Source organism: Lysobacter capsici (assembly GCF_018732085.1).
Classification (GTDB): domain Bacteria; phylum Pseudomonadota; class Gammaproteobacteria; order Xanthomonadales; family Xanthomonadaceae; genus Lysobacter; species Lysobacter capsici_A.
This window is the reverse complement of the sequence record NZ_CP076103.1, coordinates 6,062,959-6,089,655: the sequence shown is the minus strand read 5'-3', so window position 1 is coordinate 6,089,655 and position 26,697 is coordinate 6,062,959. Positions and strand designations below refer to the sequence as shown.

The following is a 26,697-nucleotide window of genomic DNA, read 5'->3' as shown; positions in this document are numbered from 1 at the left end:
CGGGCCGGGCGCGCGACGAACAGGGAGTCGTCGTCGAAGACAGCGGCGATGAGCGGTCACGATGCCGCCCGCGCGACCGCGGCGCAACAGCCATTCAGCGCGTCGTGGCGATGCCAATGCGGTGCAGCGGCGGTTCCAGGCCGCTGCGACCCGGAACCGGCCGCCGTCGGCGTCGTGCTTACGCGGCGCGCAACTGCGCGACTTGCTCCAGTGCGCCGGCCACGGCGTTCTGGGCATGTTCGGCGCCCATGTTCATGCCTTCGGCGCGGACGAATTCCAGGCGGGTCACACCGAGGAAACCAAAGAACGCGCGCAGGTAGCTTTCGTGGTGTTCCAGCGCCGCCATCGGCGACTGCGGCGCATAGATGCCGCCGCGGCTGGAGGCGACGATCACCCGCTTGGCGCCAAGCAGGCCCTGCGGCACGCCGGTCTCGTAACTGAAGGTCTTGCCCGGGATCGCCAGCGCGTCCAGCCAGGATTTGAGCGGCGCCGGTACGCTGAAGTTGTACATCGGCGCGCCGATCACCAGGGTGTCGGCGTCCAGCACCTGCGCCAGCGCCAGGTGGAGCGCGCGGACTTCATCGGTTTCGGCCGGCGCGGCCGGATTGCGCGCCATCGCGTTGGCGGTGGACAGTTGCGGCAGCGGAGAGCGGTTGAGGTCGCGATACACCACGCGCGCGGCGGGTTCCATCGCGGTGAGTTTGGCCACGATCGCCGCCGAGAGTTTGCGGCTGACGGATTGGTCTTCGAGGATGCTCGAATCGATATGCAGGATGTTCATGGACGGTTCGCCGGATGCAAGGGAAGGAGGCGAAAACCCCTGCAATCGCAGGCGTTTTTGCTTGCCCTGCAATCTATTGGCGTATAGTGATCGTCACAAGAAGGATGATTTTCCGGACTAAGTATGCCCGACCATACCGTCGAATCGTGCGCCTCCAACCCCGAAGGCATCGATGAAGCCCACGCGGAAATCCGCGCGGCATGCGCCGTGTTCGCCGGAAAATGGAAGCTGGAAATCCTGTGGCTGCTGATCCAGCGCATGCATCGCTTCAACGAACTGCGGCGTGCGATTCCCGGGGTGACCCAGCACATGCTCACCCAGCAACTGCGTGAGCTGGAAAACGACGGCATGGTGCGCAGAACGGTGTATCCCGAAATCCCGCCGCGCGTGGAGTATCAGATCACCGAGGACGCACGCCGGCTCAAGCCGGTGTTCGAGGCGATCTTGATGTGGTCGCATGGCCGCAGCAGCGGTGGCGAGCGCGGCGCGCAGAACGCCGCGGCTTGAGGGTTTGCGGCCTGCGGCGCGGTTGAATCGGTCGTCGGCGAGGGGCCGGACAGAGCGTTGCATCGTGGCTTGAACGAGCGAAGCCGCCGTCGCGCGTCTTGGGCGCGACCGGTTATTTCCGCCGCGTACTCACGATCCACGCGCGCGAATCGAACCACACGCCATCGGCGCGTCGATGCTCGGCCAACAGATCGCGCAGACGTTCCACCGCGCGCGCGCGTTCGTTCGCGTCCAGACGCGCGAGCTTTTCATTCACGGTGGAAAAGCCCGAGACGAAGTCGAACGCGGCCTCGACATCGCGTCCGTAGAAAACGGGAGCATGCACCTCGTCGAACGTCGCCGTCGCGAAGCCGGTGGCATCGAGGATGCGCCTTGCGGCATCCGGATCGCCGAAAGAGAACGCGGGTGGAACGGCGATGGAGCCGGTGGTGCCCGCGCCGTCGGGCATGAGCGCGCGTTCGATCGACGTCGCCCACTCATTGCGATCGCGCTGCTGCCACACCATCATCACCAGGCGTCCGTCCGCGCGCAGCGCGCTTCGCAGGTTCGAAAACGCCGCAACCGGATCGGCGAAGAACATCGTGCCGAATCTGCTGATCGCCACGTCGAAGCGTTCGCGCGGCGGCTCGTATCGCTCGGCGTCCGCGCAGACGTATTCGACGTTGTGAAGCCCGGCCTCGTCGCTGAGCTGCTTCGCGCGCTCGATCATCTCGTTCGAGCGGTCGATGCCGAGCACCGATCCGGCCGTCGCGAGTTGCGCGGCCTCGCGCGTGGTCTGTCCGGTCCCGCAACCGATGTCGAGGACCTGATCCGAGGCGCGGATGGCGCAGGCGCGCCGCAGCGCGAGGTTGTGATGCTGCAGTTCGAGGTCGTAGTCGAGCATTCGGAAAGGTCCTGGATCCCTGCTTCCGCTCGGGCGCGGAGGTTCATGGAGCGAGCGTGCCTTCACCAAGACTACGGCGTCTGAAGACCGATGCAAATCGATCGCAGACCTGTTCGGCCGGAAGGCGTTTTCGCCCGGTGCCGAGCCGCCGCGAAGCGGCTTGTGCGTTGACGTGGATACACCGGGGGATTGCCGGTGTATCCGGCTTGAGTCCGATGTCGCATCGATTCGCGCAGGCTCAGCCGGCCTGCGTGGGCGAACTACCGATGCGACGGCGCCGATGCGATTACGGGCAGACTCGCGAGGTGAGGGCGTAGTACTCCGAATAGACCCCATCCATCGTGTGCTGACCGTTGCACTTCAGCCATTCCTCGCCGACCCTGACGGTGTGCGCGGCATCGGAGTAGTAATAGTAGTGAAGCTCCAGTCGCTTCGGACCTTGCGCCGAGCTCGTCATCGACGCGCCCATCGCGACCAAAGAAATCAGCGCCACTGCCCCGTACATCATGTTCCTGGCATTCATGAACTTCTCCTTGTAAGAATGACAGCCAAGCGGCTGCGTCGAGAAGTATCGACCCCTGCGGCGGCGAAAAGCCGCAATGCCCGCGGTATTCGTCGGCAGTTTCGTGACTGGCATCGCTGCTTGCGAGCGCACGCTCCATTCATCGCAGTGCGCGACAACGCCGGGCATGCGTTCGCGCGCGGTCAGGTGATGGGTTTGTTCGATGGCGGTCTCACTCCGCCAGCCGCTTGTCGGCCGGCGCCGAGGCTGTGCCGGCGCGCACAGTGCCGCGCCGGTTTGAGCGTATACAGGGGGCGTGCCGCGGCCTCCGGATCAGGGAGAAGGACCTCGCGCCGGCCCATCGGCCGCTTGCACGCTCGGCGCGGAACCATCATCGAAGGAACGCATATGTCGAACGAATCGATTCTCCGCATGTCCCGATCTGTTCTCGCCCTGGCCCTGGCATCGAGTGCGATGCTGCTGCCGCTTGCCGCGGACGCGGGCCAGGACGCAGCTCAGTACAGCAACCTGCAAGGCGCCGCGCCCGATGCCAGCGGCGGCGGCGAGTACGCCACGGCCGAGAACGCCACCGCCAACGCCGCCGATCACCTTTCACCGGCCTTGCGCCAGCAGGCCTGGAAGGAGATACGAAGCAACGCGCGCAAGCTCCGGCTTCCAACCGCATCGCAAGGATCCGCAAAGTTGATCGGTGTGACCTTCGCCTGGCCTCTGGCGGGCAACGGCCTGTCCGATCCGGGCTATCACGCGATTTCCAACTTCGTCGACCAGGCCTCCAACAGCCAGGTGCTCGACTACAACTGCGGCGCGCGCAGTTACGACGGACATCGCGGCACCGATTACTACCTGTGGCCGTTCTCCTGGTACAAGATGGACAACAATCAGGTCAAGATCATCGCCGCGGCGGCCGGCACCATCGTCGCGCGCTCGGACGGCAATTTCGATCGCAGTTGTTCGATGAACAACAACAACTGGAACGCGATCTACGTCCAGCACAGCGACGGCTCGGTCGCCTGGTACGGACACATGAAGAACGGCTCGCTTACGGCCAAGGGCATCGGTGCGAGCGTGGTGCAGGGCGAGTACCTCGGCATCGTCGGCAGCTCCGGCAGTTCGACCGAGCCGCACCTGCATTTCGAGGTCTACGACGCCAACAGCAACCTCATCGATCCCTATGCCGGTTCCTGCAACGCGCTGAACCTGCAGACGGCGTGGGCGTCGCAACGCGCCTATTACGATTCGGCCATCAACAAGCTGATCGTGGGCACCACGCCGCCGGCGTTCTCGACCTGCCCCAATGCGGAAAGCCCCAACGAAAACACGGCGATCCGCTACGGCCAGCCCGCGAACTTCAGCACCTTCTATCGCGACCAGCTCAACAGCCAGCAAAGCCAGTACCGCATCTTGCGACCCAACGGGACGGTGTTCGCGTCATGGACCCATAACGGTCCCGCCGCGCATTACTCGTCTTCGTGGTGGTACTGGAACTGGAGCAGCTTCGCGCCGACCGGGCCGTCGGGCACGTGGCGCTTCGAAGTCGCCTACAACGGGCAGACCTACAGCAAGAACTTCACCGTCTCGCCGTAATTCGGAGCGACAGGCTCACGCGGCGCCGGCGGCCACTGCGGTGGACGCCGCCGCCGCGTTCTTTATGTCTCGTGGACAACGCGGCGAAGGCGATGCTCCGGCCCGGGCCGGAAGTCCGATGCGTCAATGAGGCCTGCTCCGGTTCGTTTCGAACCGTCCGCAAGCGCGTCCGTGGGCGCGATCAAAAGCGAATACGCCCCGGCGGCGATGGCCGGCGAGGCGCCGCGGCCGGCCGGCGCGGACCATTTGACAACGTTGTCTATTGTGCGAGAGATTCACCGACTGCACTCGACGGCAAACCGTCGGCCACGAAAGGAAAAGCACATGCGGCATCGCGTTCTTCTCGCCAGCATTCTTGCGGTGTCGGTGGTTTGTGCCGGCTGCGATCCGAAAACCGGGTCGACGCCCGAGCAGGCGGCCAAGCCCGCGGAAACCAAAGCGGCGCAGCCGGCTGCGGCCGCGGTGACGGCGCCGGTGTTTTTCGACGATTTCAACTATCGCGATTTCGCCGCGTTCCAGGGCAATGGCTGGAAGGCGAGAACGCAGACCGGTCATCCGGGCATCAAGGGCGCGACCTGGTCGGCGGAGGGTCTGTCGTTCCATTCGGACATTCCCGATACGCAGGCCGGCGCGATCAGGATGACGTCGGTCACCAACGGCAGCGGCGAGAAAACCCGTCAGACCCAGTTCTGCCATGCGCGCAAATACCGCGAAGGCACCTATGCGGCGCGGATCTTTTTCCGCAACGAGCCGAACTCGGGCCCGGATGGCGATGAAGTCATCCAGACCTTCTACGCCATCAGCCCGCTCAAGGCGCCGATGGACAAGAACTACAGCGAGACCGATTTCGAATACCTGCCGAACGGCGGCTGGGGCGAAAACGATCAGCCGGCGATGTGGACGACCACCTGGGATACGTTCCAGCTGGAGCCGTGGACCAAGGTCAACGAGTTTTCCCGCAAGCAAGGCAGCTACGCCGGCTGGCATACCTTGGTGTTGACGGTCGCCGACAAGAAAGTGACCTATTACGTCGACGGTCAGTTGTTCTCCGAGCACAGCAGCGCCGTGTACCCGGAAGACTTCATGTCGATCAACTTCAATTTGTGGTTCATGCCCAAGGGCGCGGACGGGTCGAAGGGCCCGGTGGATTCGCCTGAAATGCGCGAGTACCAGGAAGACATCGACTGGGTGTTCTTCCAGGAAGGCGTCGCGCTGGCCACCGCGGACGTGGAGGCGAAGGTCGCCGACATGCGCGGCAAGAAAGTCGCGCACATCGACAACGTCAAGGAACAAAGTCCGGCATTGGCGTCGCCTTGCGGCCTTTGATCGTCGCGGTTGCAGGCGCATGTGCAACCCAGCCGGCCGCCTGGCCGGCTCACGACGGCGGCCGGATGCGGCCGCCGCCGCAGTCCACATGAGGCAAGGCTTACGGTGCGGTGCTTGCCGGCTGCACGTCGCGCGATTGCCGGATATCGGTCGACGGTGACGTTGGCGTTTCGGTCGCAGGCCGCAGCGGCGCAAGCGAGGCGATCGGCGGAACCGGACAGAACTCCTGTTCGCAATCGACGAGGCTTTGTTCGCAGAACTCTACTTTTTCCGGCGTGTTCGCGCGGCTCATGCAGCGCACGTAGATCCATTGGCAATCGCTGCAAGCCGCATGCGCGCTGGAAACAGGCAGTAGCGAGGCGACGACGGTGATCGATCCGAGCAGTAGTGGGGTCAGCAAGTAAGACTTGAGCATGACGATCCTTCCCATGGATTGCGCCGAGTTGTTCGGCCCCGCGAGATTATCACTCGGCGGATTTTGCTCAAGGCGATGGCGCGCAGTTCGCAAGAGCCGGTGTCCATCGATTGATCTTCGAAGCGCACGGGCCTGCGGAGCGTGTTCGGCTTGAAAATTTGATCGTGATCACGGGATCATCGTCAAAGCACACCGAGTCGGTCAGTCGCCCGGATCGCGGCGTAGTGCGCGCGACGCCCCGCGACTCAGCCCGAGCCGCTGCAATAGACAGCCGGAAGCAGGTGGAAAATCACCTCGACGACCGCGTAGCTCAGCCCTGTCGCGGCGGCCAGCCAGATCAATTCGGACGCTCGCAGGTAAGCGATCACCACCGACAGGGTCAGGATCGGGACGCTGAGGATCAACAGGCAGGCCAGGAACAGATAAGCGCCGCCCCAGCAGCCGAAGGTTCCGGTGCCTAAAGAGACGACCGAGGCGACCGCCAGCAAAAGCACCAGGACCAGGCAGGCGATGGCGCAGATGCGCGCGCTGCGATGACGACTCGCCAGCCGCGCATCCACGGTCGGTGGCGTCGATGTGTGCGGCGTTTCGTGGCTCACGGGGCCAACTCGCCGGGTCTACGGGCGGCCCGCATTCTGCGCCAGCAGGTAACCACCCCGTCCAGCGCCAGCGCGACCAGGATGAAGGTGAGCAGCACGAGTCCGGAAAAGATCACGCCCATCAGCGACATCGCCCAGAACATCAAGCCGGCGGTTCTTCCCACGTCGAACACGGCGATCACGAGTATGCACACCAGCACCGGTACAAACTCGATCAGCAGATACGCGATCACGCCACGACGCACTGCGGTGCACAGCCGCGGCCGCCAGGCGGGGCGCAGCCACCACGCGAGCGGCAACACCAGCAGAAGAACGACCCAGGGACCGAGCACGAACCACAGCGGAAGATCGCTGGTGCCGGTCGCGCCGAACTGCGCCTGGGCCCGGCCGATGCACGCCATGAGTCCTGACCAGAGCGCCACGATCCGTGTGGGGTGCCGATAATGATCGTTCAAACGGAAATCCTTTCGACTTGAAGACTCGATGGCCGCAGTGACCTGGCTTGATGCCGCGCCGGGGCCGCAACTTCAGCGCCGTTGCCGCAGATTACGGACGAATCACCGACTCGTACAGGCTCGCGGGGAGCGGACGATCGCAATCGCGGTTGAAATTGCGAATGTGCCGTATTGCCGAGCGATCAAAACGCCTCGTCTTTGAACACAGACAAACGTTCTCAGACGATCGAACGCGGCATCGAGCGGGCAAAATCGGCCAGATCCTTTGGATAAAGCCAATGATCGCGGAACGGCCTGTCGTCCACGTCGTACAGATACGCGACGGCGGCCGCATCGAACGCCCAGTAGCCGAAGTAACCGCCAGCGCCGCGTGGCGACTGGCGCTTGTGGCTGTCGTACCAGCCGACGCCTCGCATGCACGGATACCACGCCTGCAGGAACAGCCCGATGTCTTCCTGCTTTTCCTCCATCGGCGTTGGCGCGGTCGCGTCCAGCAAGATGCCGTAAGGCTCGGGCTGGTGGCTGTGCTCGAGATAGGGCCGATTCGGCAGGTATTTGCCGAGAAGATCTTCGACCAGGGCGTCGTTTTCGTCGGGACCGCCGCCCTTGAACAGGGAGTGCACCGCGGCCATGAGGTCTTCGCGGTGCAGCAGGATCGGCAGCGATATCAGTTCCACCACCCGGACGTAGTCGTCGCGGTAACTGAAATCGAACAGCGGCGTCGCCGGCTCGTTCTCGAAGATGCGATTGAACCGGGCGGCGTCCTGGTAGGCCTGGACGATGACGCCGAATCGCTCGCGCAATGCGTCGATCGGCTGGCCCGCGGTGTAGTCGCGCGACATCGTTTCGTACAGCGCATCGGCCTTGCGGCGGTATTCCAGCCAGCGCATCTCGTCGGACAGGTTGTTGTGGAGCAGGGCGTGCTCTATGTCGGTGAGAGTGTGCGTCCGGACATGGTCGTCGCAGAAGAGGTAATACTCTTCGTTCAACAACGGCTGGCGCCGACGTTGTTCGAAGGACGTTGTTTCCGACGCACTCATGATGCGATCACCGGTCAGATTCGCTGGCCCGGGATTATCCACTACGTGGCTAAGCAAAAGCCGTGTTCACGCCCGACGCGGCCGGAGTCGGCAGGCTCGGTCGGGTTCTCGACGGCCACCGACGATTGCGGCGTCCATCGCGTGGTGATGGCCAGCGAGTACGTCTCAACGCAACCTGCCGACGTAGGCGATCAGTCGATGCCCAAGCACCGGCGTGGTCGATCGTCGAGTTCACCATCCGGTTCGCGCGCCAGGAGGCCCTGGATGCCACAACGAAGCCATGACTGCGATCCGCATTCGAGACCAAGCCGCTGCGAAAGCGGCTTGATCGCTGCGCCGCCTCGGCTCAGTCTTCCGAGATGCAGCCTTCGCTCAGTTTGACGTACCAATAACCGGTATCGGGCTGCAGTTCCTCGACCAGGATCGTCTGTTCTCCGGTGGAGCGGCCCCAGTTCAAATAGCACTGGCGGCTGGCGTAGTACGACGCCGCATTAACAGCCTCGTCGCGGTCGTGTCCGATGCCTTCGCCGATGACCTGATAGTGGTACTGGTCCGCGATGGCGGCCGCGCTGAACGCAGTCAGCATCGCGAAAGCCGCCGTGGTGAGGTGACGCTTGCTCATCTTCATCGCATGCTCCATGCCTTGGGTCGTGTCCGCACAATGCCGATCGACGATGAAGCCTGCGTTGAGCGTGGATGACAAAACGCGACCCGGGTCAACGTTCTTGATCGCGCCACGAGACATCGCGGCGATACCGATGCCGTCGACGCGAGCGTTCTAGCGCGTGGAAACAGACCTCGGCATCTCGTTGGACGCATCAAGGATCGCCGCGACGGTGTAGCCGTTGCGGGTGATCGCCTCGACCGTCTCGGCCACCGTCAGCCAGTTCTCGACCCGCACGATCGGCGCGTCGTGTTCCAGATCGCGCTCGAAGTTGATCCGGCTGCCCAGGTCGGCGCGCAATACCGCCGCGGTGATCTCGCGCATGGCGTCGCGATCCAGTACGTTCTGCAGTCGCAGCTTCATGGCGCGGTCGCCTGGGTCAGCGCGGCGGCATCGGCCGATTCGGATTCGCCCATCTCGCGCCACCACGGCGTCATGGTTGGCGGCGAATGCAGGTCGACGCGTTCGCCCATGCGCGGGGTGGTCAGCGCGACGTTCCGCTGCGCCGCGAGCGCGGACACGCGTTCGAACGGCTCGGTCCACGGATGCATCGCCAGATCGAAGGTGCCGTTGTGGATCGGCAGCAGCCAGCAGCCGCGAAGGTCGAGGTGCGCCTGCACCGTCTGCTCGGGTTGCATGTGGACGTGTGGCCAGTTCGCGTTGTACGCGCCGGTCTCCAGCATGGTCACGTCGAACGGGCCGAAGCGGCGTCCGATTTCCTTGAAGCCGTCGAAGTAGCCGGTGTCGCCGCTGAAGAACAGGCGCAGCGACGGGCCGTCCTGCGGTTCGTCGAGGATCGTCCACGATGCCCACAGGGTCTTGTCGCTGTCGAACAGGCCGCGACCGGAGAAGTGTTGCGCTGGCGTGGCGACGAAGCGCATGCCGTCGATGCTCGTGCCTTCCCACCAATCGAACTGGCGCACCTTGGCCGGGTCGACGCCCCAGGCGATCAGCCGGTCGCCCACGCCCAGCGGGGTGAGGAACACATCGGCGGTGTTGGCGAGTTGGCGCACGGTGTCGTAGTCGAGATGGTCGAAGTGGTCGTGCGACAGGATCACCCCGCGCAGCGGCGGCAGGTCCGACAGCGCGATCGGCGGCGCGTGGAAGCGCTTGGGCCCGGCCCATTGCACCGGCGAGGCACGTTCGGCGAACACCGGATCGGTGATCCACCAGCCGCCGCGCAGCTTGATCAGCATGGTCGAGTGGCCCAGGCGGAACAGGCTGTGGTCCGGCGCCTGCGCCAGCTGCTGCGGGGTCAGCGCGAGCACCGTGGGGACGACGGCCGGCGTGGCGTCGGCGGGCTTGTTCCACAGCATGTCGCCGATGATCCGCAGCGTCTTGCGAACGCCCGTGGCCGGGCGGGGATCGGGGTTGCGGAAGCGCCCGTCGCTGAACTGCGGCGAGTTCTCGCGATCGGCGAGGGGCAGGTTGGTCTTCGCGGCGGAAAACAGGCAGGTACTCACGATCAGGGCTCCGATTGGCAGGCTGAGGCGGCGCAGGCGGGAGGGTCGAGGCATGGGCCGGGCCGGCTGTCTGAATAGTTACACTGCCCAGTGTAGTGTACTTTTTGAAAAAGTAAACCCAGCGGTGTAACCTGTCGCCATGACCGCTCCTGCCCCCGCCCGCCTGACCGACCGTAAGCGCGCCGCCATCCTCGAGGCGGCGGCGGCCGAGTTCCGCCAGGCCGGCTACGACGCCACCAGCATGGACCGCGTCGCGGCCAGCGCCGGCGTGTCCAAGCGCACCGTCTACAACCACTTCCCGAGCAAGGACGTGCTGTTCGCGCACATCCTCCAGCAGTTGCTGGAGCGCGGCGTGGCGTCGCCGGAGCTGGCCTATCGGTCCGACCGACCGCTGCGCCCGCAATTGTTCGAACTGGTGCAGCAGAAGCTGCAGCTGCTGCACGACGAGGATTTCATCGACCTGGTGCGGGTGGCCGTCGCCGCGGCCATTCCCTCGCCCGAGCGCGCGCAGGAAATGTTCGCGCGCGTGGGCGACAAGGAAGAAGGCCTGACCGTGTGGGTTCGCGCGGCGGCCGCGGACGGCCGCCTGACGACCGACGATCCGGCGTTCGCCTCGATGCTGCTGCAGGGCATGATCAAGGGCTTCGCGTTTTGGCCGCAGATCGCCCTGGGCCAGCCGGTGTTGACCCAAGCCAAACGCGATCAGGTGGCGAACACCACCACCGACATGTTCCTGGGGTACTTCGCGCCGGCGTGAACCTCGGGCGGACGACGCGCCCGTCAGGATTCGAGTCGCCGCCTGAGTTCGAGCAGATCGCTGAGTATCTGCGAGGCTTCGGCCTGGAAAAGGGCATCGTCCATGCCGGGCAGGCGAAACAAGGCGATCACGGCATGGCTGCTGGCGTCATGGGCGAGCACCCGCATCGGCGGCGACGACATTTCGCCATACGTGCTCTATGGGTCGCGTCAGGCCTCGGCACAGACCCGTCCGCGTATGGCGCCCCGTCGCATCGGCGAGGACAGGGATGGGTACTCGCCCGGCGTCATCGTAAGCAGGCTTCACGGTCACAAGGGGGGGGGCCTTCTGTGCTATCGCGCGCGGCACCAATGGTCGATGGCCGACTGATTCTGCCGCTCTTTGGCCAGCGCGCAGTTCTGTTCGATCTGCCGTTGCGACTCGGACACCGTGGTCGCCTTCTCTCTGGCGGGAAACGCGCACGCAGACAGGAAGACCAGGCAGATCAAAACCGAGCATCGACGACGGGAAAGAGATTTCATGTTGATCGCTGACGCCTGGATTGAGCCGAGCCGCGCAGGGGCTCCAACGGGGATGAAGCCCGGACCTCGCGCGAGGAATCGTGTCTTGCCGAGCCTGGCGCCGGATTAGAGTCCCTCAGTTCGAAGGGCACATCAAGCGGACCGATGACGTCGTGATCTCATCGCCGAAGGCCGTTCCCGCTCACCGATCGCTACCGATGTGCGATTGCGCAGCCGGCTCGCTGCCTGGTAGGCAGGAATATGCGATCTCGAGCCTCTGGCATCTGCCGGCAACATCCGCGCAGTGAAACGGCCCCGGCCCGGTTAGTTGAAACGTGGCAGCAGATCGTTCCTCGCCAATGCATCCACCCGCCGCCGTTCGTTCGCGTCGAAGCCGCGGTTCAACAGCGACTGCAGCCGCTGCTCGCGCTGAGCGGACGATAGCGAAGTATCGCCGAGGATCATCTGCCGCTGCCGCGCATAATCGCGCAGACGACCGTCCCATCGATTGCGCTGAGCGTCCAGCTCGGCCAGGCGACGCGCCGCCTGCGAGCCATACTGACGTTCGCGTTCGGCGAAGCGCTGCGTGGCGGGCACGTTGCGTCGGGCGTAATCCTCGCTTTGCCTCAGCGACAGTTCGGCCTGGTCGTCCTGCTGGATCAAGGCCAGACGCGCGGGGTCCAGCGTTTGCTCAAGTTCGGCGAGCTTGCGCTGGCGTTGCGCCGTATCGAGGCTGCGATCGTCGATGAGGTCCTGGCGCGCCAGGGTGTAGTCCAGATAGCGATCCTCATCGCCCCACCAGGCTTGCGCGATGGCTTCGCCCATGCGTTCGCGACGCAGCGCGCGCATACGCACGACCGCCGCGCGCGGATCGCCGCCTGCGGCGGCCAGCGCGGCGGCGCTGCGTTCCAGGGTCATGTAGCTGTCGAACCACGCCATCACCTGGGCGACGGCGGCCGGAGCGAGTCCAGTCTCGAGATAAGCTTCAAGATCGTCGCGGATACGCCGTTCGTCGCGCTCGCCGATGCGGCTGATGAAGTAGTCGAACAGGCGCCGCAACTCGCGGTCGGCGATCGGCGCGCTGCGCGCGCTCAGGTGCACGGCGCCGTCCACGCGGGTGCCGCGCAGCGAGTCGGGATGTTTCGTCGCCGCCGCTCGCGCCGAATCGCCGGCCTTCGCCGGCGAGTCATCGCCATGGGAAACGGACTGAACCGTGTCCGGTGCGCGTTCGCGATCCGGATGAGGCGCCCGAGTACGGACGCCCCACCACAGTAGTCCGCCGGCCGCCACGATCGCGGCGGCCGCGACGAATCGTCCTCGCATCGATCAAAGCCCCAGGTTCTTCAGCCGATTGGCGTGGGCGCGGTACACGGTGACCGGGCTGGACGAGAACACCGAACGCAGGCCGAACACCTGATTGACCGAGTCGAAATGGTTCCAGTTGTAGTCGTCGCGCAACACCTCGCCCCAGTGCGAGGAACACTGCCCGACGATGCCGTCGTTGGGCGAGCCGAGGTAGGACAGGCTCACGGCGCCGGCGGTGAGGTCGGTCGGGTCCAGCGGATTGGTGGACACGCCTATCCCGCCGAAGGAGTAGTAGCGCACGCCGTCGACCACCGCCGCGCCGGCGCCGCATTCGCTGGCGGGCTGGCCTTGCGGATACCGTTGGCTGAACTCGGCCGCGCCCTTGGAGCTGAGCTGGTTCAAGGCGGCCAAGGCATCGGCTTGCCCGCCCATCAAGGACGCGAACGCGTTGATCACGCCGGCGACGATCGGACGCAGCGGCGAGCCCTCCGGCAGCACCGCGGACACCAGATCGGCCGGTGCGGTGCCCGCATGCGGCGTATGACCGGTGGTCACCGAGGCGACCAGGTCGGGCCGCACGGCGGCGACGTAACGCACGGTCAATCCGCCCTGGCTGTTGCCGATCAGATTGAACTTGCTGTGGCCTTGCGTGGCCTTGAGATTGTCGAGGTACTTGATCAGTTCCTCGCCGCGTACTTCATCGGAATTGAAGCCCGACAACTTCGCCGCATACACCGTGGCGCCGCCGGCCTTCAATTCGTCGGGGATATTGTAGAAAGTGCTGAAGCCCAGCACCTGATCGGACGAGGCGAAACCGTGGATCAGCACGATCGGGTATTTGGTCTGGGTGTAGGTGTCCGCGGCGATCGCCGGCAGGGTCGCCGCAATGCTCAGCGCGGCGGCGACGGTCAGATTCAACACGGTCTTCTTCAGCATGACGCGGACTCCATGAAAGAGGTTCGGGGGAAACCGCATGCGCGCGGCATGCGGCGATCGCATCGCCCACCCGGATCAAACCCGGCGCGTGGGTGGCCGCAGACTCGATCCATTGCCGTGACCGGACGGCAACAGGCATCGTCGGGCCGGCGGGAGCCGTGTCGTGTCAGGAGGCTAGAGAGCCGCCGCAATGGCCTCAATGGCGGAATCGTCGCGATTCATTGGCAAAATCGCTCAGCTGTGATGCGCGTCGCTTATGACAGTCCGGGCATGGCCGACGCTAACGCCGCCGTGACTCGGGCTTTTGCCAGCATTGGCGGATGAAACCGCATCCCGCCACAGGGGCCGAAACCGCCGGCAGGTTTCCCCAGGACAGCGAAACGCGAGCGATGTCATCCCAATCCGTCAGCGCGCCGAGCACGACCTCGTCGGATCACACCCGCACGGTCTCGATTCATTTCGTGCATGCCGCCTTGCGCGGCGTCAGGCGGCAAGGCGAAGCGGTCGAGCCGTTGCTCGCGCCGGCCGGTATCCCGGCATCGGCGCTCGACGAGCCGCGTGCGCGCGTGAGCTTCGAGCAATACGCGCGGCTGCTGCAATCGCTGTGGCGCCACATGGACGACGAGTTGCTCGGCTGCGGCCGGCATCCGCTGCCGCTGGGCAGTTTCGGCATGATCTGCCGCGCGATCATCCACAGCAGTTCGATGGGGCATGCGATGTCGCGCGCCAGCCGCTATTACGCGCTGTTGCAGGCCGGTCGCCCGGATTTCCTGATCGACCGCGACGGCGAGCTCGGCTATCTGGTCATCGACGAATCCCAGGGCGGGTTCGCCGATCCCTTTCTTGCCGAGACGCTGCTGGTCGCGGGCCATCGCTTCGCCAGTTGGCTGATAGGCGATGCGATCGCGCTCAAGTACGTGGATTTCAGCTTCGCGATGCCCGCGTATACGCACGAGTACGAGATCATCTTCGCCGCGCCGCTGCGTTTCGGCGCCGGGCGGACCGCGTTGTGCTTTTCCGCCGCCTGTCTCGATGCGCCGGTGGTGCAGGGCGACGACAGTTTGCGGGTGTTCCTGCGCAACTCGATTTACGAGTTGTTGCTCAGGCGCGAGCACGGCAAAAAGATCAGCGCGCAAGTGCGGCGCATGTTCGGACACGACGAGGACGGTTCGATGCTGCATCTGGACGCCGCCGCGCAGCGCCTGACCATGAGTCCGCAGACATTGCGCCGCTACCTGAAACGGGAAGGAAATACCTTCCAGGCCATCAAGGATGGCTGGCGCCGCGATACGGCCATCACGCTGCTCGCGGAGACTCCGATACCGATCGCGGAAATAGCCAGGCGCGTGGGCTTCTCCGAGCCGAGCACTTTCCATCGGGCGTTCAAGCACTGGACCGGCTTGCAGCCCGGTGCCTATCGGGTGCACAGGCTTTAGGTCGTCGGTTGTGTTGCGCGGGCCCAAGCGGCCGAACGGTAGGTTTCGCGATCAATGCCAGATCGATCGTCGGCTGCTGGTTCAACGGATCAACCACGCCAACCGCGCCGGCAGACACATCGCCTTGCACAAAGAGCCTCGTTATCCGGATTCGAATCACAAATCCGTGAATTGAATTGCGAGGCCCGGCCGGTCGCGTTGATCGATGCCGTTTGCGAATAGACACGCGCTGAAGAATCGACGGCTGTGGTGGCGCGAGTCGCCGCGCGGCTCGCCGGCTTCAGTACGACCGATTCCAGGCCTCTAAGGAGAGAGACATGATCCGTACCACCCGACTGATGACGCTGTGTGCTTTCGTGTTCGGCTTGAGTTTTGCCGGCGTTGTTTTCGCCAGGGACTGCGTTACCGAATGCAAGCGGGCCGCCATCGCGCAATGCCTGCTGCTGGCCCCCGAAGGCGGCGCCGAGGCGTGTTATACGGCCGACTATAGCTATTGCCGCCAGGTGTGCGGCGTCAACCCGCCGCAAGCGTAGGCCTTCGTTGCGCCTCATCGATGAGGTGAGGCGCCTTGGCGAATGCTCGGCGGCCCGGTCCCGGGCTGCCGGGAAACCGGCATGGGCCGTGCCGTCCGGCGCCACGCATGCGCAGCGCCGCATGGTCAGGTCAAAAAACCGACGTGGGGACGTGGCAAACTGCCGTTCAAGCCGGCGCAAGCCGACACTCGAACGGTAGCGGGGAGGTTCGCCATGAGCTTTACGAAAAAGGCCGTGATCGGTCTGATCGCGTTCGCTGCGGCGGCCGATGCCTGCGCCCAGCAATCCAACGAACAGAATTTCCGCGAGCAGCAGGCGGTGCAACAACAGCAGCATGCGGCATCGCAGGCGCGCCAGGGCTACGAGGCGAGCCAGTATGGCGCGGCGGGGTCCGCGATGGCGGGCAATGTCGGCTACACCCCGCCGGTCATCGACAACGGCTATCGCTCGTCCTTCGGGGCCGTGGTGTTTGGCGCCAAGGCGGGCGCGGTATCGGTCTGGTACTCAGGCGAGGCCGATTCGTTCCCGCTGGCCGAGGCCGAGGCCTTGCGCAAATGCACGGCCGACGGAGGCAACGGTTGCGCGGTCGCCGAGACCGGTGTCGACGGCTACATCGGCGTGGCGGTGGCGGCCGACGGCACGCGCTTCGCCAAGTACCGCGCCAGCGAGCACGATGCGTTGGAGCTGGCGGTCGGTGCCTGCGAGTACGGCGCCGGCAAGCAAGGCTGTAAGGCCGAGCGCGCGTACCCGGTGTTGCCCAGGCGGACGCGGTGATGCAGCGCGCGCCGCGCAAGCTGTCGACGTTCAATGCGCGTCGCGGCGCTGGCGCATACGATCCTCGTGCATGGCCTGGATCAAGCGCATGCACGAATCTCCTCTACGGTGCGTGTCCTAGGTTTTTGCGTCGATGCATGACCGCAGTTTGTCGCGCGCGGCGAGCCCGCCGGTCCATTCGAGGATGTAGAACGCCTCGTTGTGTTTCTTGTCGAACACTTCGAAGCGATGCTTGTCGAGCATCCCGTTCAACAACAGCTCCGCAGTCGGCGGCCATCAGCAGCATGCCGTTGCCGCCGGTGCCGGCCATGGGCAGGTTGAATACTTCGACGGTCTGGCGCTGTTCGCCGGTCTGGTAGAGCTGCACGGTTGTTTTCCTGGCCGAATTGGGAATCGGAACGCCCGGTCCGTACATCGCCAGATACGCCGTTGGCGATCCCTGCGCGGGACCGAAAATCATCATGCCGCTGCCCTCGCGATAGAAACGGGCGGCGCAATATTGTCCGGGCGCGTTGTCCGGCGCCGGCCGGAAATTCCACAAGCCCTCGAAGAACGAGCGGTACTCGGGATCGCTCGCCATGCGTGCTTCATGCTTGCGCTTGCTCTGCGCCTCTTCGATCTGGCTTTGGCGAAGCATCTGCTCCAGCTCCTCGGCGGAGAAGTTGGGTTCGTATCCCTGCCACTCGTCGTCGCCGCCACCGTCGCAGCACGGCGGCGTGGCGGCGATGTCGTTCATCGCCTGCGCGTGCGCGGCCGACGCTTCGGTATTGGCCTGCGCCGGACCGATCGAATACGCGAGTGCGAACGCGCAAGCCAGGCTCGCCGCCAATGTGTGCATGGACCGATTCCCCGATGGTGGACGCCGCCGGCAGGCGATCAGGCATGCGCGCTTGCGCCGCTCGAAACAGCCCCGCTCGTTGTCGCGTCGAACGATAGCGCGATCAGCAACCCCTGGCATCGGCATCGATATCAGTGCCCGCCGGGTGGACCGACATGCCATCGACCGCCTGCTTCAGGGAACCAGCGCCCATCTTTGGCGGCAAAGTTCAAGCAACAGTCAAACGGCTCCGGCGAGATTACGGGCCCGGGCGCGGGATTTCGTTCGATCGCGCCGGCGTCCGCGTCGCGGCGCCGGCGCTTGGCTCAGGGCAGTTTGACGGCGTTGGGCGAGCCGTTGGTCACGTAGATCCCGGTGCATTGGCCGGCGCTGCTGCGCGAGAAGTCGATGTAGGAGTCGGTACGCACCGCTTGCACCGCCGCCAGCAGGCCGGCGTTGGAGGTGATGCACATCGTGGAGACGCCCGCCGCGTTCCTCGCCTCGCAGCCGCCTTGCGCGCCGGCGCTGGTCGCGCTGACGAAGCAGGCGATCAATTGCTGGGAATCGGCGCTGTTGCGCGCGGTGCCGGCCATGCCGTAGGCGCGGGTCACCTGGCCCAGTGCGTTGGTCTCGAGCGTCACCGGAACCTCGACCTTTTCGCCGGCCGAAGCCGTCGCGCACACCGTCGCCAACACTATCGCGGCCACCGCCGCCGAAATCGGACGCTTCATCGTATTCCTCCTTGAAAACCTCCGGAATGGAGGCATGCGGCGCACTGCACCATGCATCGGCGGCGGCGACAATCACGCCCATCTCGCGGCGCATCCGGACTTCGCGGGATGAGCGCTGCGTCGCGCGAGGGCTGTGGCGGTCATCGCAGCTCGCGAAATGCCTCACGCCGTGGCATGGCCATCGCGCGCGCGATCTCGGCAATGCTTCGTTCGTGGTGGCTGACGAATAACCTTCGAAAGTCCAGCTTGTCCCATGTTTTCCGATCACCTGAGTCGATGATTCATGTTCGAGATATGGGATGTCCTGGAGTACAAGATCGGCGCCCTGTGCTCGTACCGCGACGCGGCAGTACACTGCTCAAACCGATGCACTGAACGCTCTGTTCGACAGAACGCAACCGAGCCACTGGCATGCCAAGACTCAATGACGCCAACGCGTTCGCCCTGCTGGGCGACTGGAAACTTCTGGAAATCGTTCGACGGCTCGGAACGGCCGGTACGCAAGGTTGTTCCGGGCTCGAATTGCTTGCGCTGTTCTCCAACCTCGAGTCGCGTGAGCTGACTCAATGGATGACGAAATTGGCCGGCGCCGGTCTCGTCCACGGCGAGGTTCGCGGTCGCGTCGTGCATTACTTCATCAAGTCCGGCGTGATCGACGAACTTGTCGAGTCGCTGCGCAGCGACAGCATTCTCTACATCACTCAGCGGCGCGATGCCGAGCGGGCCCTGGCGTCAGTAAAGGAGCCTACCGTTGAGGACGATTCCGCCTGACGCGCGCGACGACGGCAGTGACACGGCAGCCTCATGCGGAGGTTGTCGATGGCGCGGACGAGCCAGATAACGCCGCAGCGCGTAGTCCATTGAACTCGCTCCGGACTTGTCTGTGCCTAGGCGATACATATCGCTGACGCGGTCAGTCGGGTCGGTTGAACTTACCCCGCCCGCGGCAGCCAGGCACTCATCATTGATCGCGACCCGGTTTGGACCAGGAATGGTCGACGCTACGGAAGTGTGACCCGACCTGGTTGCTAATGGCGCCATGCACCTGTCATCGAACAGAGACTTGTTTTTATATCTTACGATCTATATCGTAAGACGTATCTTACGATACGTTGAGTGTGCATCATGCGCCGTCCCCACATGCCTGACCCTAGTCGCGCGTTCGGCTGCGACGAGTTTTCCCGCTTCGAGCTGTTCTCCTGCCATCCGTTCTCGCACGCCGGCGGTCACCCGCGCGGAGGCCGGGGCGGACGTCGCGGCGGCGGTTCCGCCGCCGGACCGGGCGCGGGCGGTTTCCCGGGAGGTTTCCCCGGCGGCTTCGACGACGGCGAAGGCTTCTCGCGCGGCCGCAAGTTCAGTTCCGACGACCTGCAACTGCTGTTGCTGGCCCTGATCGAGGGCAAGCCGAGCCATGGCTATGAATTGATCAAGGCGCTGGACACGCGTTCGAACGGTTTCTACAGCCCGAGCCCGGGCATGGTCTATCCGGCGCTGACCTATCTGGAAGAACTCGGTTACGTGACCGTCGAGCTGGAGGGCAACCGCAAGCGCTATGAACTCGCCGAACTCGGCAGCGCGCATCTGGCCGCGAACCGCGAGCGCGTCGACATGATGCTCGCCAAGTTGAACCACATCGCCCGCAAGATGGATTCGGTGCGGCGCGCGCTGGCCGGTGAAGAGCCGGCCGATCCGTCCGAAGGCGGCTGGCTGCCCGAGCTGATCCAGGCGCGGCGCGCGATCAAGACCGCGCTGTACCGTCGCGAGGAACTGCCCGTCGACGAACAGCGCCGCATCGCCGCGATCCTGCGACGCGCCACCGACGAGATCGAGGGCAAGGGCGAGTGATCGTCGCCCGATCGTCGCGTCCGCCGACTGCGCGCACGCCGCATCCACGAACAGCAGGACTTCCCATGCAAGAACCCAGCGACCTGGCGGTCGTCCGCGTCCGCCATCCGTTAAAAGTGCGATTGTTGCGCGTGACCCGGGTGGAATCGGTGACGCCGTATCTGCGCCGCATCGTCCTCGGCGGCGACGCGCTCGCCGATTTCGTTTCGGCCTCGTTCGACGATCACGTCAAGGTGCTGTTCCCCGAGCCCGGCCAGGATCGACCGAACATGCCGACGATCGGGCCGAATGGTTTCGTGTTCGCCGACGGTACGAGCCGCCCGGCCGTGCGCGACTTCACGCCGCGACGCTTCGATCCGCAACGGCGCGAACTCGAACTCGAATTCGCCCTGCACGACGCCGGCCCGGCCACCGCCTGGGCCAGGCAGGCGCAGGTTGGCCATTACCTCGGCATCGGCGGGCCGCGCGGCTCGCGGGTGATATCGGCCGGATTCGACTGGCACGTGCTGATCGGCGACGACACCGCGCTGCCGGCGATCGCGCGTCGCCTGCAGGAGCTGCCGTCGACGGCGCGCGCTATCGTCGTGGTGGAAGTGGACGATCCGAGCGCACGCATCGATTTCCTTGCCACGGCCGCGCTCGATGCGCATTGGTGCTATCGCAACGGCTCCGATCCAAACGGCGACCCGCCGCTGCTGCGCGCGGTGCGCGAGCTGCAATGGCCCCAGGGCGAACGCGTCGGCGAAGGCTACGTCTGGGCCGCGGGCGAATCGAGCGTGATCCGCGCGGTGCGCCAGCATCTGCTGGCCGAGCGCGGCGTGGATAAATCGCGGCTGCACGCGGCCGGATACTGGAAGCGCGGCGCACAGGGCGTGCATGAATCGCTGGAAGACTGAGGTTTCGTTTCCCTTGCCGCGGTCATCGCGACCGTAAGGACTCCCATGTACTCGATTACCCAGACGCTCGAGCGACGCCTGCTGTGGCTGCTCATGCTGACCCAGTTCACCTTGATCATGGATTTCATGGTGATGATGCCGCTGGGCCCGCAGATCATGCGCGCCCTGCACATCTCGCCGGCGCAATTCGCCGCCGCCGTATCGGCGTATTCGATCTGCGGCGGGCTGTCGGGCCTGCTCGCCGCCACCTACATCGACCGTTTCGACCGTCGCAAGCTGCTGCTGGCGATGTACGCGTTGTTCGCCTTGTCGAACCTGGCCTGCGCGCTGGCCGACAGCTACGCCTTGCTGCTGGCCTCGCGCGCGTTCGCGGGCATCAGCGGCGGCGTGCTCGGTTCGATCATCATGGCGATCATCGCCGACGTGATCCCGGCGCAGCGTCGCGGCGCCGCCACCGGCACGGTGATGACCTCGTTCGCGATCGCCTCGGTGATCGGCGTTCCGGTCGGCGTGCTGCTCGGCGCGCATTTCCACTGGTCGGCGCCGTTCTGGTTGCTGGTGGCGCTGTCGCTGCTGGTGTGGGTGGGCGGCGCGCGGGTCGTGCCGCCGCTGGATCAGCATCTGTCGCGCGAGCGTGTGCCGCTGAGCCGGGCGTTTCCCAACCTGTTCAAGCTGTTCGCCAATCCGCGGCATCTGAATGCGTTCGCGCTGACCCTGATGCTGACCACCTCGCAGATGCTGGTGATTCCCTTCATCTCGCCGATGCTGGTCGCCAATCACGGCATCGACCCGTCGCAGCTGTCGTGGATGTACATGGCCGGCGGCGTGGCGGCGTTCTTCACCTCGCGCTTCATCGGGCGCCTGGCCGACCGTTACGGCAAGCAGTTGGTGTATCGCGTCGCGGTGGTGGTCTCGCTGGTGCCGGTGTTGTTCATCACTCATCTGCCGGCGGTCGGCTTCCTCGCGATGCTGCTGTTCTTCCCGTTCTTCATGGTCACGATGAACGGGCGCATGGTGCCGTTGCAGGCGCTGCAGACCACGGTGCCGCAGGCCGAGCAGCGCGGCGCCTACCTCAGCGCGAACAGCGCGGTGATGTCGCTGGGCACGGGCCTGGGCGCGTGGCTGGGCGGTCTGATGCTGACCACCGACGCCAGCGGACACATCGCCGGCTACGGTGCGGTCGGCTGGATCGCGGCGGGGTTGGCGCTGTGTTCGGCCTTGTGGGTCGGGCGGGTGACCTCGGCGGACGTGCAGCCGGCGGCGGCGCCGGCAAGCGGCGAACCCAGCAGCGCGACCTGAGCGGTCGCGCGCGTCGGCCCGGGCCTGCTGCGAAGGGGGTGTTTCAGGGGCCGGAGGCGGACAGATGCCGCCTCGGACGCCCGGACATTGACAGTCTACCTATTGGTAGGTAGATTTCTGACTCCCCCATCGAACCCACGCCATGAGCATCTCTCCCATCGGTTGGCTCCACACCCTCGGAAGCCTGCCCGCCATACCGCTCGCCGCCTACATGCTCGTCAAGCACGGGCGGATCGCCCCCGAGACCCGGGCCGGGCGGGCCTATTTCTGGTTCATGTTGCTCGGCGTGCTCACGGTCTATCCGATCGCGCATCAGCCCGTGAGCTCGATCGTCGCGACCGTCACCCTGGTGGTGCTGGTGCTGGGATACGGCATCTCGCGATGGCCGGCGGCGAAGCGATTCGGCAAATACATCGAAACGGTGTCGCTGAGCCTGAGCGTGTTCCTGCTGATGATCCCGACCGTCAGCGAAACTCTGCGCAGGCTGCCGGTCGGCAAGCCGCTGGTGACCGATCTCAAGGACCCGCTGTTGCTCGGCGTGCAGGGCGCACTATTCTTGGCGCTGATCGTCGGCGTTGCGCTGCAGATGCGTGCGCTGTACAAGCGCAGACCCGTCCCAAGCCCGGCAGGCCGTTGATGTCTTCATCGAGATCGGATCCGCAAGCCCAGTACTCGCCCAAAGCGCAGGAAATCATTCAACGAACGAATGAACTGCTGGCCAAGGGCGGATACAACGGCTTCAGCTACGCGGACATCGCCGAGCTGGTCGAGGTAAGAAAAGCCAGCATTCACCATCACTTCCCCACCAAGGCCGACCTGGTGAAGGCGACGGTCGAGCTCCATCGCGACGCGACGCGGCGTGGCCTGCAGTCGCTCGATGCGCTCGACCTCGACCCCTTGCAGCGCCTCGTCACCTACTGCCGGTTCTGGGCCGACTGCATCGAAGGATCGAATCCTCCGATCTGCATCTGCGCGATGCTGGCGGCGGAATTGCCGGCCGTTCCGACCAACGTCGCCGCCGAGGTCAAGGGCCATTTCGAAGACCTCCACGCCTGGATCAGGTCGAGCATGGAGGAAGGGCAGTCGAAAGGGGTCATGCGATTGGCCGACAGTCCCTCGGCCGAAGCCTCCGTGTTCATGGCGGCGATACACGGCGCGATGCTGTCCGCCCGGGCGGCCGGCGACGCGTCGGTGTTCTGGCAGATTGCGAAGCTGTCCACCGATCGTCTCCGGAAGGCATAGCGGCATCGGCGGGCGGGTCCGCCGATCGAACCCGAGCCGGCCGGTCCGTCATGCCTTGAAGCCGCGTTCATCGACTGGCTACGGACAGTACGTTCGGTGCTGGACGCGCGGCCGCGGCAATGCGCGGGAGTGTGGGTGCGATCAAGGACGACCCATCGGTGGGTGGAGAGACTGGCGAGGTGCCGCACGCTACGCAGTCGCGCATTGAGGCGGCGCCGATCGGCCGCAAGGATGGGATGCATTGCGCGTCGATGGCTTCAGTCGCGCATATCCGGCCTTCGCGGCCGGGGTCGTCGCGATGCCCGGCATGCGAACCCACGACAGACCACGCAACTCCGCCGCAAATGGCGACCTACAGCAGGATGAAGGACATGCACACCAAAGCGATATTCGCCGTTGCGCTTCTATCGGTCGCCCTGGTCGGTCGAGCCGCCGAACCGGGCGTGGTGGCGTTGACGCCGTCGGAGATGAAGTGGTCGTCGCAAGGGGGATTGGCCCTGCCCGGCCTGGAGCAGGCCATCCTCATCGGCGACCCGACCAAGCCGGGGCCTTATACGATCCGCCTGAAATTCCCGGCCGGCTTCAAGGTCGCGCCGCACACCCACACCGATTCGCGCGAGGGGGGGGGGGGGGGGGGGGGGGGGGGGGGTGGTGCCACCGGTGGGGGGGGGGGGGGGGGGGGGGGGGGGGGAGGGGGGGGGGGTGGTGGGGGGGGGGGGGGGGGGGGGTGGGGGTGGGGGGCCCCTGGGGGGGGGGGGGGGGGGGGGGGGGGGGTCCCCCGGGGGGGGGGGGGGGGGGATCACGATCCTCTCGGGCAGCTGGTATACCGGCTACGGCGAAAAGGTCGACGCCAAGGCGCTCAAGAAACTGCCCGCCGGCAGTTTTTACACCGAACCGGCCGGCGTGCCCCACTATGTCGAGATACGCGAGCCGACCGTGATTCAAGTCAGCGGGATCGGGCCGAGCGGTCGCAAGTTCGTCGATCCCGAAGCGGGCAAGTAAACCGTCCTTCTGCAGGCAGTTGCTCGTCGCTCCCCGGCGCGGCGGCGTCCGCCGAATCCCGGACGCTTCGATCGCCATGCCCCATCGATCGGCGCGATTCGTCTCGAATCGCGCCACGCAGCGCTTGCACGGGCCGATGCGCCACCGTTCGGCGCGATCGCCCCGTCGCCGCGTCAACGCCCGATGCTTTGCACGACCTTGGCCGCCTGGGTCTGCGCGGGCGTGATCGGAGAGTTGAAGCCGTCGTTGCCGAAAGCGGCGTATGCCGCGGCGATGATCGTCGGGCTCAGCCTGTTGTCGGTCCAGTCCTTGAACCTGCCGTTCGCCAGCCACTGCGACAACTCGCTTCTGGGCCGCTGGTGCCAGATCTGTTCGATGGCATAGCTGTTGGAGGCGATGGCCTTCTTGGGATCGTACAGGTTCGGATTCAAGATTCCGCGCGCCACGCCTTTCCTGGGCGGAATCTTGTCCCCGGATCTGGCGACCACCATCGCCAGCTTGCTGACGAAGCCGGCGAGGTCCTGGAGCATTTTCGCGTCGAACTTCTTGCCGCCGAATTCGCTCACCCGGGCCACGTCTGCGAGCATCGCGACGTCGCCCGCGAACGCGTGCGCGCTGACGCTGGTGCTGCCGCCCTGCAACTGCGTGGAGGCGGCGATGGAACCGAGATTGACGCTCAGCTCCGCCTTAATGTTCCACGCGACCAGGCCGACGCGAAAACCGATGCCGTCGCGATGGATGATGCGGGTTCCGTCATGCGCGGCCTTGCGCACCACCACGTCCTGGGTGTAGGCCGCCACGTCGATCACGTAGTAGTACACCTCGCCGGACGTCTTGACGTTCAACAGCTCCTTGAAGCCCAGATTGGCGATCGCCGACGCGGTCAGTGCGTAGCTGCTGATGTTGGGGCTGGTGTAAGCGTAGGGTCCGTTCGGCGCCGATGCCGAGGCATCGGCGAGCGAAGGGTCGGCGTCGTCGGCGGTGTTCACAAGCGTCCACATGATTGCGTTCCTCGGTGTCGTTGATGGGGCGGCTCACATCGCGCCGGCGTCGAGCATGATTCGTATGTCGTGCGGGTTGCTTCCGCGAGGTTCCTCGTCGGCTTTGAGGCCGAGCACCCGCTCGTACAGGTCCTTGACGATGGACCGATCGACCGCCCAGGCGGGCTTGTGATCCATCTGCTCCAGCGCCTGCGTCAAGGTGCGGCCATGGCGCGCCTGCTGAAGCGCGAAGCGCTGCGCCTTCATGAGCTGCATGTACGACGGACCCTGGCTCTTGCCGCCCGAATACAGGTTCGCCATCTTGTCGAGATCGATGTCGACACTCATCAATTCCGGGACCATGTCGCTGTTGTGATTGATGTACAGATCGGTGAGCTGCGCCTGGACGGCGCCGATGAGTTCCAGGGTTTCGACATTGAACTCCCCGGCGAGGTTGGCGATCAGCGGCTGGGCGGTGCTGATCACCTTCAGTCCGCCACCGACGGCGAGGATCTGATAGCTCGTGTAGCCCATCCTGAGCTTCGCCGCCGCGGCCACGTCGCCCAGATTCATGGCGATGCTGGAATCCAGGCCGTAGGTGATGATGGCGAGCCGGAAGCCAAGACCGAACGTCGCGGCGGCGATGATGCTCTTGTTGTCGTAATTGCTTTCGACCCGCTTGGTCACGGCCAGGTCCATATAGGAGCAATGGACATTGCTGTCGGCCTTGGCCGAAAAGGAATCGCCGAAGCCCAGCGAGACGAGCACCGAGAAATTGGTGCTCATCATGGCCAGATCGATCGAGCTGTATTTCGAATCGGGCTTGGGTCTGTTCGGCAGGCGGATGTACTCCGGCGGCGCGATGTCGGCCAATGACAAAACGACGTTGTCGCAGGGTTTGTCCGACACGCTGAAGTCGGCGATGTAAGGTGTTACCGGAACGGTGATGGTCCCCACGATTGAACTCCTGTTGGATAGGTGCGGCGAGGGTCGGTCGAACGATCGATGCGTTCGGGTGAATCGCGGCTGCGCACCGGCCGGGTCGGTGGCGAGGTCGATGCCATGGAGCGACCGCACGCGCGATGCGAATGCCGGCGCGCGCGGCTGGATCCGATTGGCAACGGCCCCGGCCCGTGGATCGAGAGCGACGGAAATCGCGTCCGGCGCGGTGTCTGAAACGGGCCGCGATCGCAGGCCGGCGATCGCGCGGCTACCTGCCCGAACGGAGCATACGGAGATGCCGGAAGCCGCGACATAACCTGAAAAGGTTAGCTCGCGCGGCCTCGCGCGCTTGCGTGCATGCAAGCCGGAATGCAAGTGGTGCGGGCGGGAAACGTTTGAACGGTCAGGCGTGAGGCGCGACTCATCGGCGCGGCGTATACGCGTTCGCACCGGGCCGGATCG

The 26,697-nt window shown here is 65.2% G+C and carries 31 protein-coding genes; 13 read left to right on the top strand and 18 right to left on the bottom strand.

Features of this window, described 5'->3' with window-relative positions:
• Positions 1-178: 178 nt before the first annotated feature.
• A complete protein-coding gene (locus KME82_RS25365; RefSeq protein WP_215496500.1) occupies positions 179-781 on the bottom strand; it encodes an FMN-dependent NADH-azoreductase in 603 nt (200 codons plus the stop codon).
• Positions 782-904: 123 nt separating this feature from the next.
• Here KME82_RS25365 and KME82_RS25360 point away from each other — a divergent pair, with 123 nt between their 5' ends.
• A complete protein-coding gene (locus KME82_RS25360; protein ID WP_215496499.1) occupies positions 905-1,288 on the top strand; it encodes a winged helix-turn-helix transcriptional regulator in 384 nt (127 codons plus the stop codon).
• A 112-nt stretch (positions 1,289-1,400) separates the two neighbouring features.
• On the opposite strand, the gene KME82_RS25355 is transcribed toward KME82_RS25360, so the two are convergent.
• Complete coding sequence (locus KME82_RS25355; protein ID WP_252255871.1) at positions 1,401-2,237, bottom strand: class I SAM-dependent methyltransferase; 837 nt, start codon at positions 2,235-2,237, stop codon at positions 1,401-1,403.
• 220 nt (positions 2,238-2,457) lie between these two features.
• A complete protein-coding gene (locus tag KME82_RS25350; protein ID WP_215496497.1) occupies positions 2,458-2,862 on the bottom strand; it encodes a hypothetical protein in 405 nt (134 codons plus the stop codon).
• A gap of 243 nt (positions 2,863-3,105) precedes the next feature.
• Between KME82_RS25350 and KME82_RS25345 the strand changes: the two genes are divergently transcribed.
• Both KME82_RS25345 and KME82_RS25340 read left to right on the top strand, forming a co-directional pair.
• Positions 3,106-4,278 (top strand): M23 family metallopeptidase, encoded by a 1,173-nt coding sequence (locus KME82_RS25345; protein WP_215496496.1) that lies wholly within the window; start codon positions 3,106-3,108, stop codon positions 4,276-4,278.
• Positions 4,279-4,602: 324 nt separating this feature from the next.
• Positions 4,603-5,604 carry a glycoside hydrolase family 16 protein gene (locus tag KME82_RS25340; protein ID WP_215496495.1) on the top strand — a complete coding sequence of 334 codons (1,002 nt, stop codon included), beginning with the start codon at positions 4,603-4,605 and terminating at the stop codon, positions 5,602-5,604.
• 100 nt (positions 5,605-5,704) lie between these two features.
• Here KME82_RS25340 and KME82_RS25335 read toward each other — a convergent pair whose 3' ends face one another.
• The 7 genes from KME82_RS25335 to KME82_RS25305 all read right to left on the bottom strand — a co-directional run bounded on the left by KME82_RS25335 (position 5,705) and on the right by KME82_RS25305 (position 10,276).
• Positions 5,705-6,112, bottom strand: a complete 408-nt coding sequence (locus KME82_RS25335; protein WP_215496494.1) for a hypothetical protein — start codon at positions 6,110-6,112, stop codon at positions 5,705-5,707.
• A 152-nt stretch (positions 6,113-6,264) separates the two neighbouring features.
• Positions 6,265-6,618 carry a hypothetical protein gene (locus KME82_RS25330; protein WP_215496493.1) on the bottom strand — a complete coding sequence of 118 codons (354 nt, stop codon included), beginning with the start codon at positions 6,616-6,618 and terminating at the stop codon, positions 6,265-6,267.
• Positions 6,615-7,073 carry a hypothetical protein gene (locus KME82_RS25325; RefSeq protein WP_215496492.1) on the bottom strand — a complete coding sequence of 153 codons (459 nt, stop codon included), beginning with the start codon at positions 7,071-7,073 and terminating at the stop codon, positions 6,615-6,617. The genes KME82_RS25330 and KME82_RS25325 overlap by 4 nt, the downstream gene beginning before the upstream one ends.
• Before the next feature lie 218 nt (positions 7,074-7,291).
• Positions 7,292-8,113: a PoNe immunity protein domain-containing protein gene (locus KME82_RS25320; protein WP_215496491.1), complete on the bottom strand. Its 822-nt coding sequence runs from the start codon at positions 8,111-8,113 to the stop codon at positions 7,292-7,294.
• Between the two features lie 346 nt (positions 8,114-8,459).
• Positions 8,460-8,741, bottom strand: a complete 282-nt coding sequence (locus KME82_RS25315) for a hypothetical protein (RefSeq protein ID WP_215496490.1) — start codon at positions 8,739-8,741, stop codon at positions 8,460-8,462.
• Between the two features lie 150 nt (positions 8,742-8,891).
• Positions 8,892-9,140 carry a hypothetical protein gene (locus KME82_RS25310; protein ID WP_215496489.1) on the bottom strand — a complete coding sequence of 83 codons (249 nt, stop codon included), beginning with the start codon at positions 9,138-9,140 and terminating at the stop codon, positions 8,892-8,894.
• Entirely contained in the window at positions 9,137-10,276 is a 1,140-nt protein-coding gene (locus KME82_RS25305) for an MBL fold metallo-hydrolase (protein WP_430538873.1), read from the bottom strand. The genes KME82_RS25310 and KME82_RS25305 overlap by 4 nt, the downstream gene beginning before the upstream one ends.
• Before the next feature lie 103 nt (positions 10,277-10,379).
• Here KME82_RS25305 and KME82_RS25300 point away from each other — a divergent pair, with 103 nt between their 5' ends.
• Positions 10,380-10,997: a TetR/AcrR family transcriptional regulator gene (locus KME82_RS25300; protein WP_215496487.1), complete on the top strand. Its 618-nt coding sequence runs from the start codon at positions 10,380-10,382 to the stop codon at positions 10,995-10,997.
• 23 nt (positions 10,998-11,020) lie between these two features.
• On the opposite strand, the gene KME82_RS25295 is transcribed toward KME82_RS25300, so the two are convergent.
• The 4 genes from KME82_RS25295 to KME82_RS25280 all read right to left on the bottom strand — a co-directional run bounded on the left by KME82_RS25295 (position 11,021) and on the right by KME82_RS25280 (position 13,738).
• Positions 11,021-11,179: a hypothetical protein gene (locus KME82_RS25295; RefSeq protein WP_215496486.1), complete on the bottom strand. Its 159-nt coding sequence runs from the start codon at positions 11,177-11,179 to the stop codon at positions 11,021-11,023.
• Between the two features lie 150 nt (positions 11,180-11,329).
• Positions 11,330-11,518: a hypothetical protein gene (locus KME82_RS25290; RefSeq protein WP_215496485.1), complete on the bottom strand. Its 189-nt coding sequence runs from the start codon at positions 11,516-11,518 to the stop codon at positions 11,330-11,332.
• Positions 11,519-11,821: 303 nt separating this feature from the next.
• Positions 11,822-12,598 carry a lipase secretion chaperone gene (locus KME82_RS25285; protein WP_215496484.1) on the bottom strand — a complete coding sequence of 259 codons (777 nt, stop codon included), beginning with the start codon at positions 12,596-12,598 and terminating at the stop codon, positions 11,822-11,824.
• Between the two features lie 225 nt (positions 12,599-12,823).
• Positions 12,824-13,738 (bottom strand): esterase/lipase family protein, encoded by a 915-nt coding sequence (locus tag KME82_RS25280; RefSeq protein WP_215496483.1) that lies wholly within the window; start codon positions 13,736-13,738, stop codon positions 12,824-12,826.
• Positions 13,739-14,127: 389 nt separating this feature from the next.
• Here KME82_RS25280 and KME82_RS25275 point away from each other — a divergent pair, with 389 nt between their 5' ends.
• The 3 genes from KME82_RS25275 to KME82_RS25265 all read left to right on the top strand — a co-directional run bounded on the left by KME82_RS25275 (position 14,128) and on the right by KME82_RS25265 (position 16,481).
• Positions 14,128-15,174, top strand: a complete 1,047-nt coding sequence (locus KME82_RS25275) for an AraC family transcriptional regulator (protein ID WP_215496482.1) — start codon at positions 14,128-14,130, stop codon at positions 15,172-15,174.
• A gap of 317 nt (positions 15,175-15,491) precedes the next feature.
• On the top strand, positions 15,492-15,707 hold the full coding sequence (locus KME82_RS25270) for a hypothetical protein (protein WP_215496481.1): 216 nt from the start codon (positions 15,492-15,494) through the stop codon (positions 15,705-15,707).
• A gap of 81 nt (positions 15,708-15,788) precedes the next feature.
• Positions 15,789-16,481, top strand: coding sequence for a DUF4189 domain-containing protein (locus KME82_RS25265; protein WP_215496480.1), 693 nt, complete (start codon positions 15,789-15,791; stop codon positions 16,479-16,481).
• A 103-nt stretch (positions 16,482-16,584) separates the two neighbouring features.
• Here KME82_RS25265 and KME82_RS25260 read toward each other — a convergent pair whose 3' ends face one another.
• Together KME82_RS25260 and KME82_RS25255 are read right to left on the bottom strand one after the other, a co-directional pair.
• The gene (locus KME82_RS25260; protein WP_215496479.1) at positions 16,585-17,319 is read right to left on the bottom strand and encodes a hypothetical protein; all 735 of its coding nucleotides are present in this window, start codon (positions 17,317-17,319) and stop codon (positions 16,585-16,587) included.
• A 305-nt stretch (positions 17,320-17,624) separates the two neighbouring features.
• A complete protein-coding gene (locus tag KME82_RS25255) occupies positions 17,625-18,029 on the bottom strand; it encodes a hypothetical protein (RefSeq protein ID WP_215496478.1) in 405 nt (134 codons plus the stop codon).
• Between the two features lie 411 nt (positions 18,030-18,440).
• On the opposite strand from KME82_RS25255, the gene KME82_RS25250 reads away from it, so the two are divergent.
• From KME82_RS25250 to KME82_RS25225, 6 genes are all read left to right on the top strand, one after another.
• A complete protein-coding gene (locus KME82_RS25250) occupies positions 18,441-18,800 on the top strand; it encodes a helix-turn-helix transcriptional regulator (RefSeq protein ID WP_215496477.1) in 360 nt (119 codons plus the stop codon).
• 369 nt (positions 18,801-19,169) lie between these two features.
• Positions 19,170-19,874, top strand: coding sequence for a PadR family transcriptional regulator (locus KME82_RS25245; RefSeq protein WP_215496476.1), 705 nt, complete (start codon positions 19,170-19,172; stop codon positions 19,872-19,874).
• A gap of 65 nt (positions 19,875-19,939) precedes the next feature.
• The gene (locus tag KME82_RS25240; RefSeq protein ID WP_215496475.1) at positions 19,940-20,770 is read left to right on the top strand and encodes a siderophore-interacting protein; all 831 of its coding nucleotides are present in this window, start codon (positions 19,940-19,942) and stop codon (positions 20,768-20,770) included.
• A 45-nt stretch (positions 20,771-20,815) separates the two neighbouring features.
• A complete protein-coding gene (locus tag KME82_RS25235; RefSeq protein ID WP_215496474.1) occupies positions 20,816-22,069 on the top strand; it encodes an MFS transporter in 1,254 nt (417 codons plus the stop codon).
• 142 nt (positions 22,070-22,211) lie between these two features.
• Entirely contained in the window at positions 22,212-22,706 is a 495-nt protein-coding gene (locus tag KME82_RS25230) for a hypothetical protein (RefSeq protein ID WP_252255533.1), read from the top strand.
• Positions 22,706-23,311, top strand: coding sequence for a TetR/AcrR family transcriptional regulator (locus KME82_RS25225; protein WP_215496473.1), 606 nt, complete (start codon positions 22,706-22,708; stop codon positions 23,309-23,311). The genes KME82_RS25230 and KME82_RS25225 overlap by 1 nt, the downstream gene beginning before the upstream one ends.
• 1,175 nt (positions 23,312-24,486) lie before the next feature.
• On the opposite strand, the gene KME82_RS25220 is transcribed toward KME82_RS25225, so the two are convergent.
• Together KME82_RS25220 and KME82_RS25215 are read right to left on the bottom strand one after the other, a co-directional pair.
• Complete coding sequence (locus tag KME82_RS25220) at positions 24,487-25,314, bottom strand: hypothetical protein (RefSeq protein ID WP_215496472.1); 828 nt, start codon at positions 25,312-25,314, stop codon at positions 24,487-24,489.
• A gap of 33 nt (positions 25,315-25,347) precedes the next feature.
• Positions 25,348-26,598 carry a hypothetical protein gene (locus KME82_RS25215; RefSeq protein ID WP_215496471.1) on the bottom strand — a complete coding sequence of 417 codons (1,251 nt, stop codon included), beginning with the start codon at positions 26,596-26,598 and terminating at the stop codon, positions 25,348-25,350.
• Between the last annotated feature and the right edge of the window lie 99 nt (positions 26,599-26,697).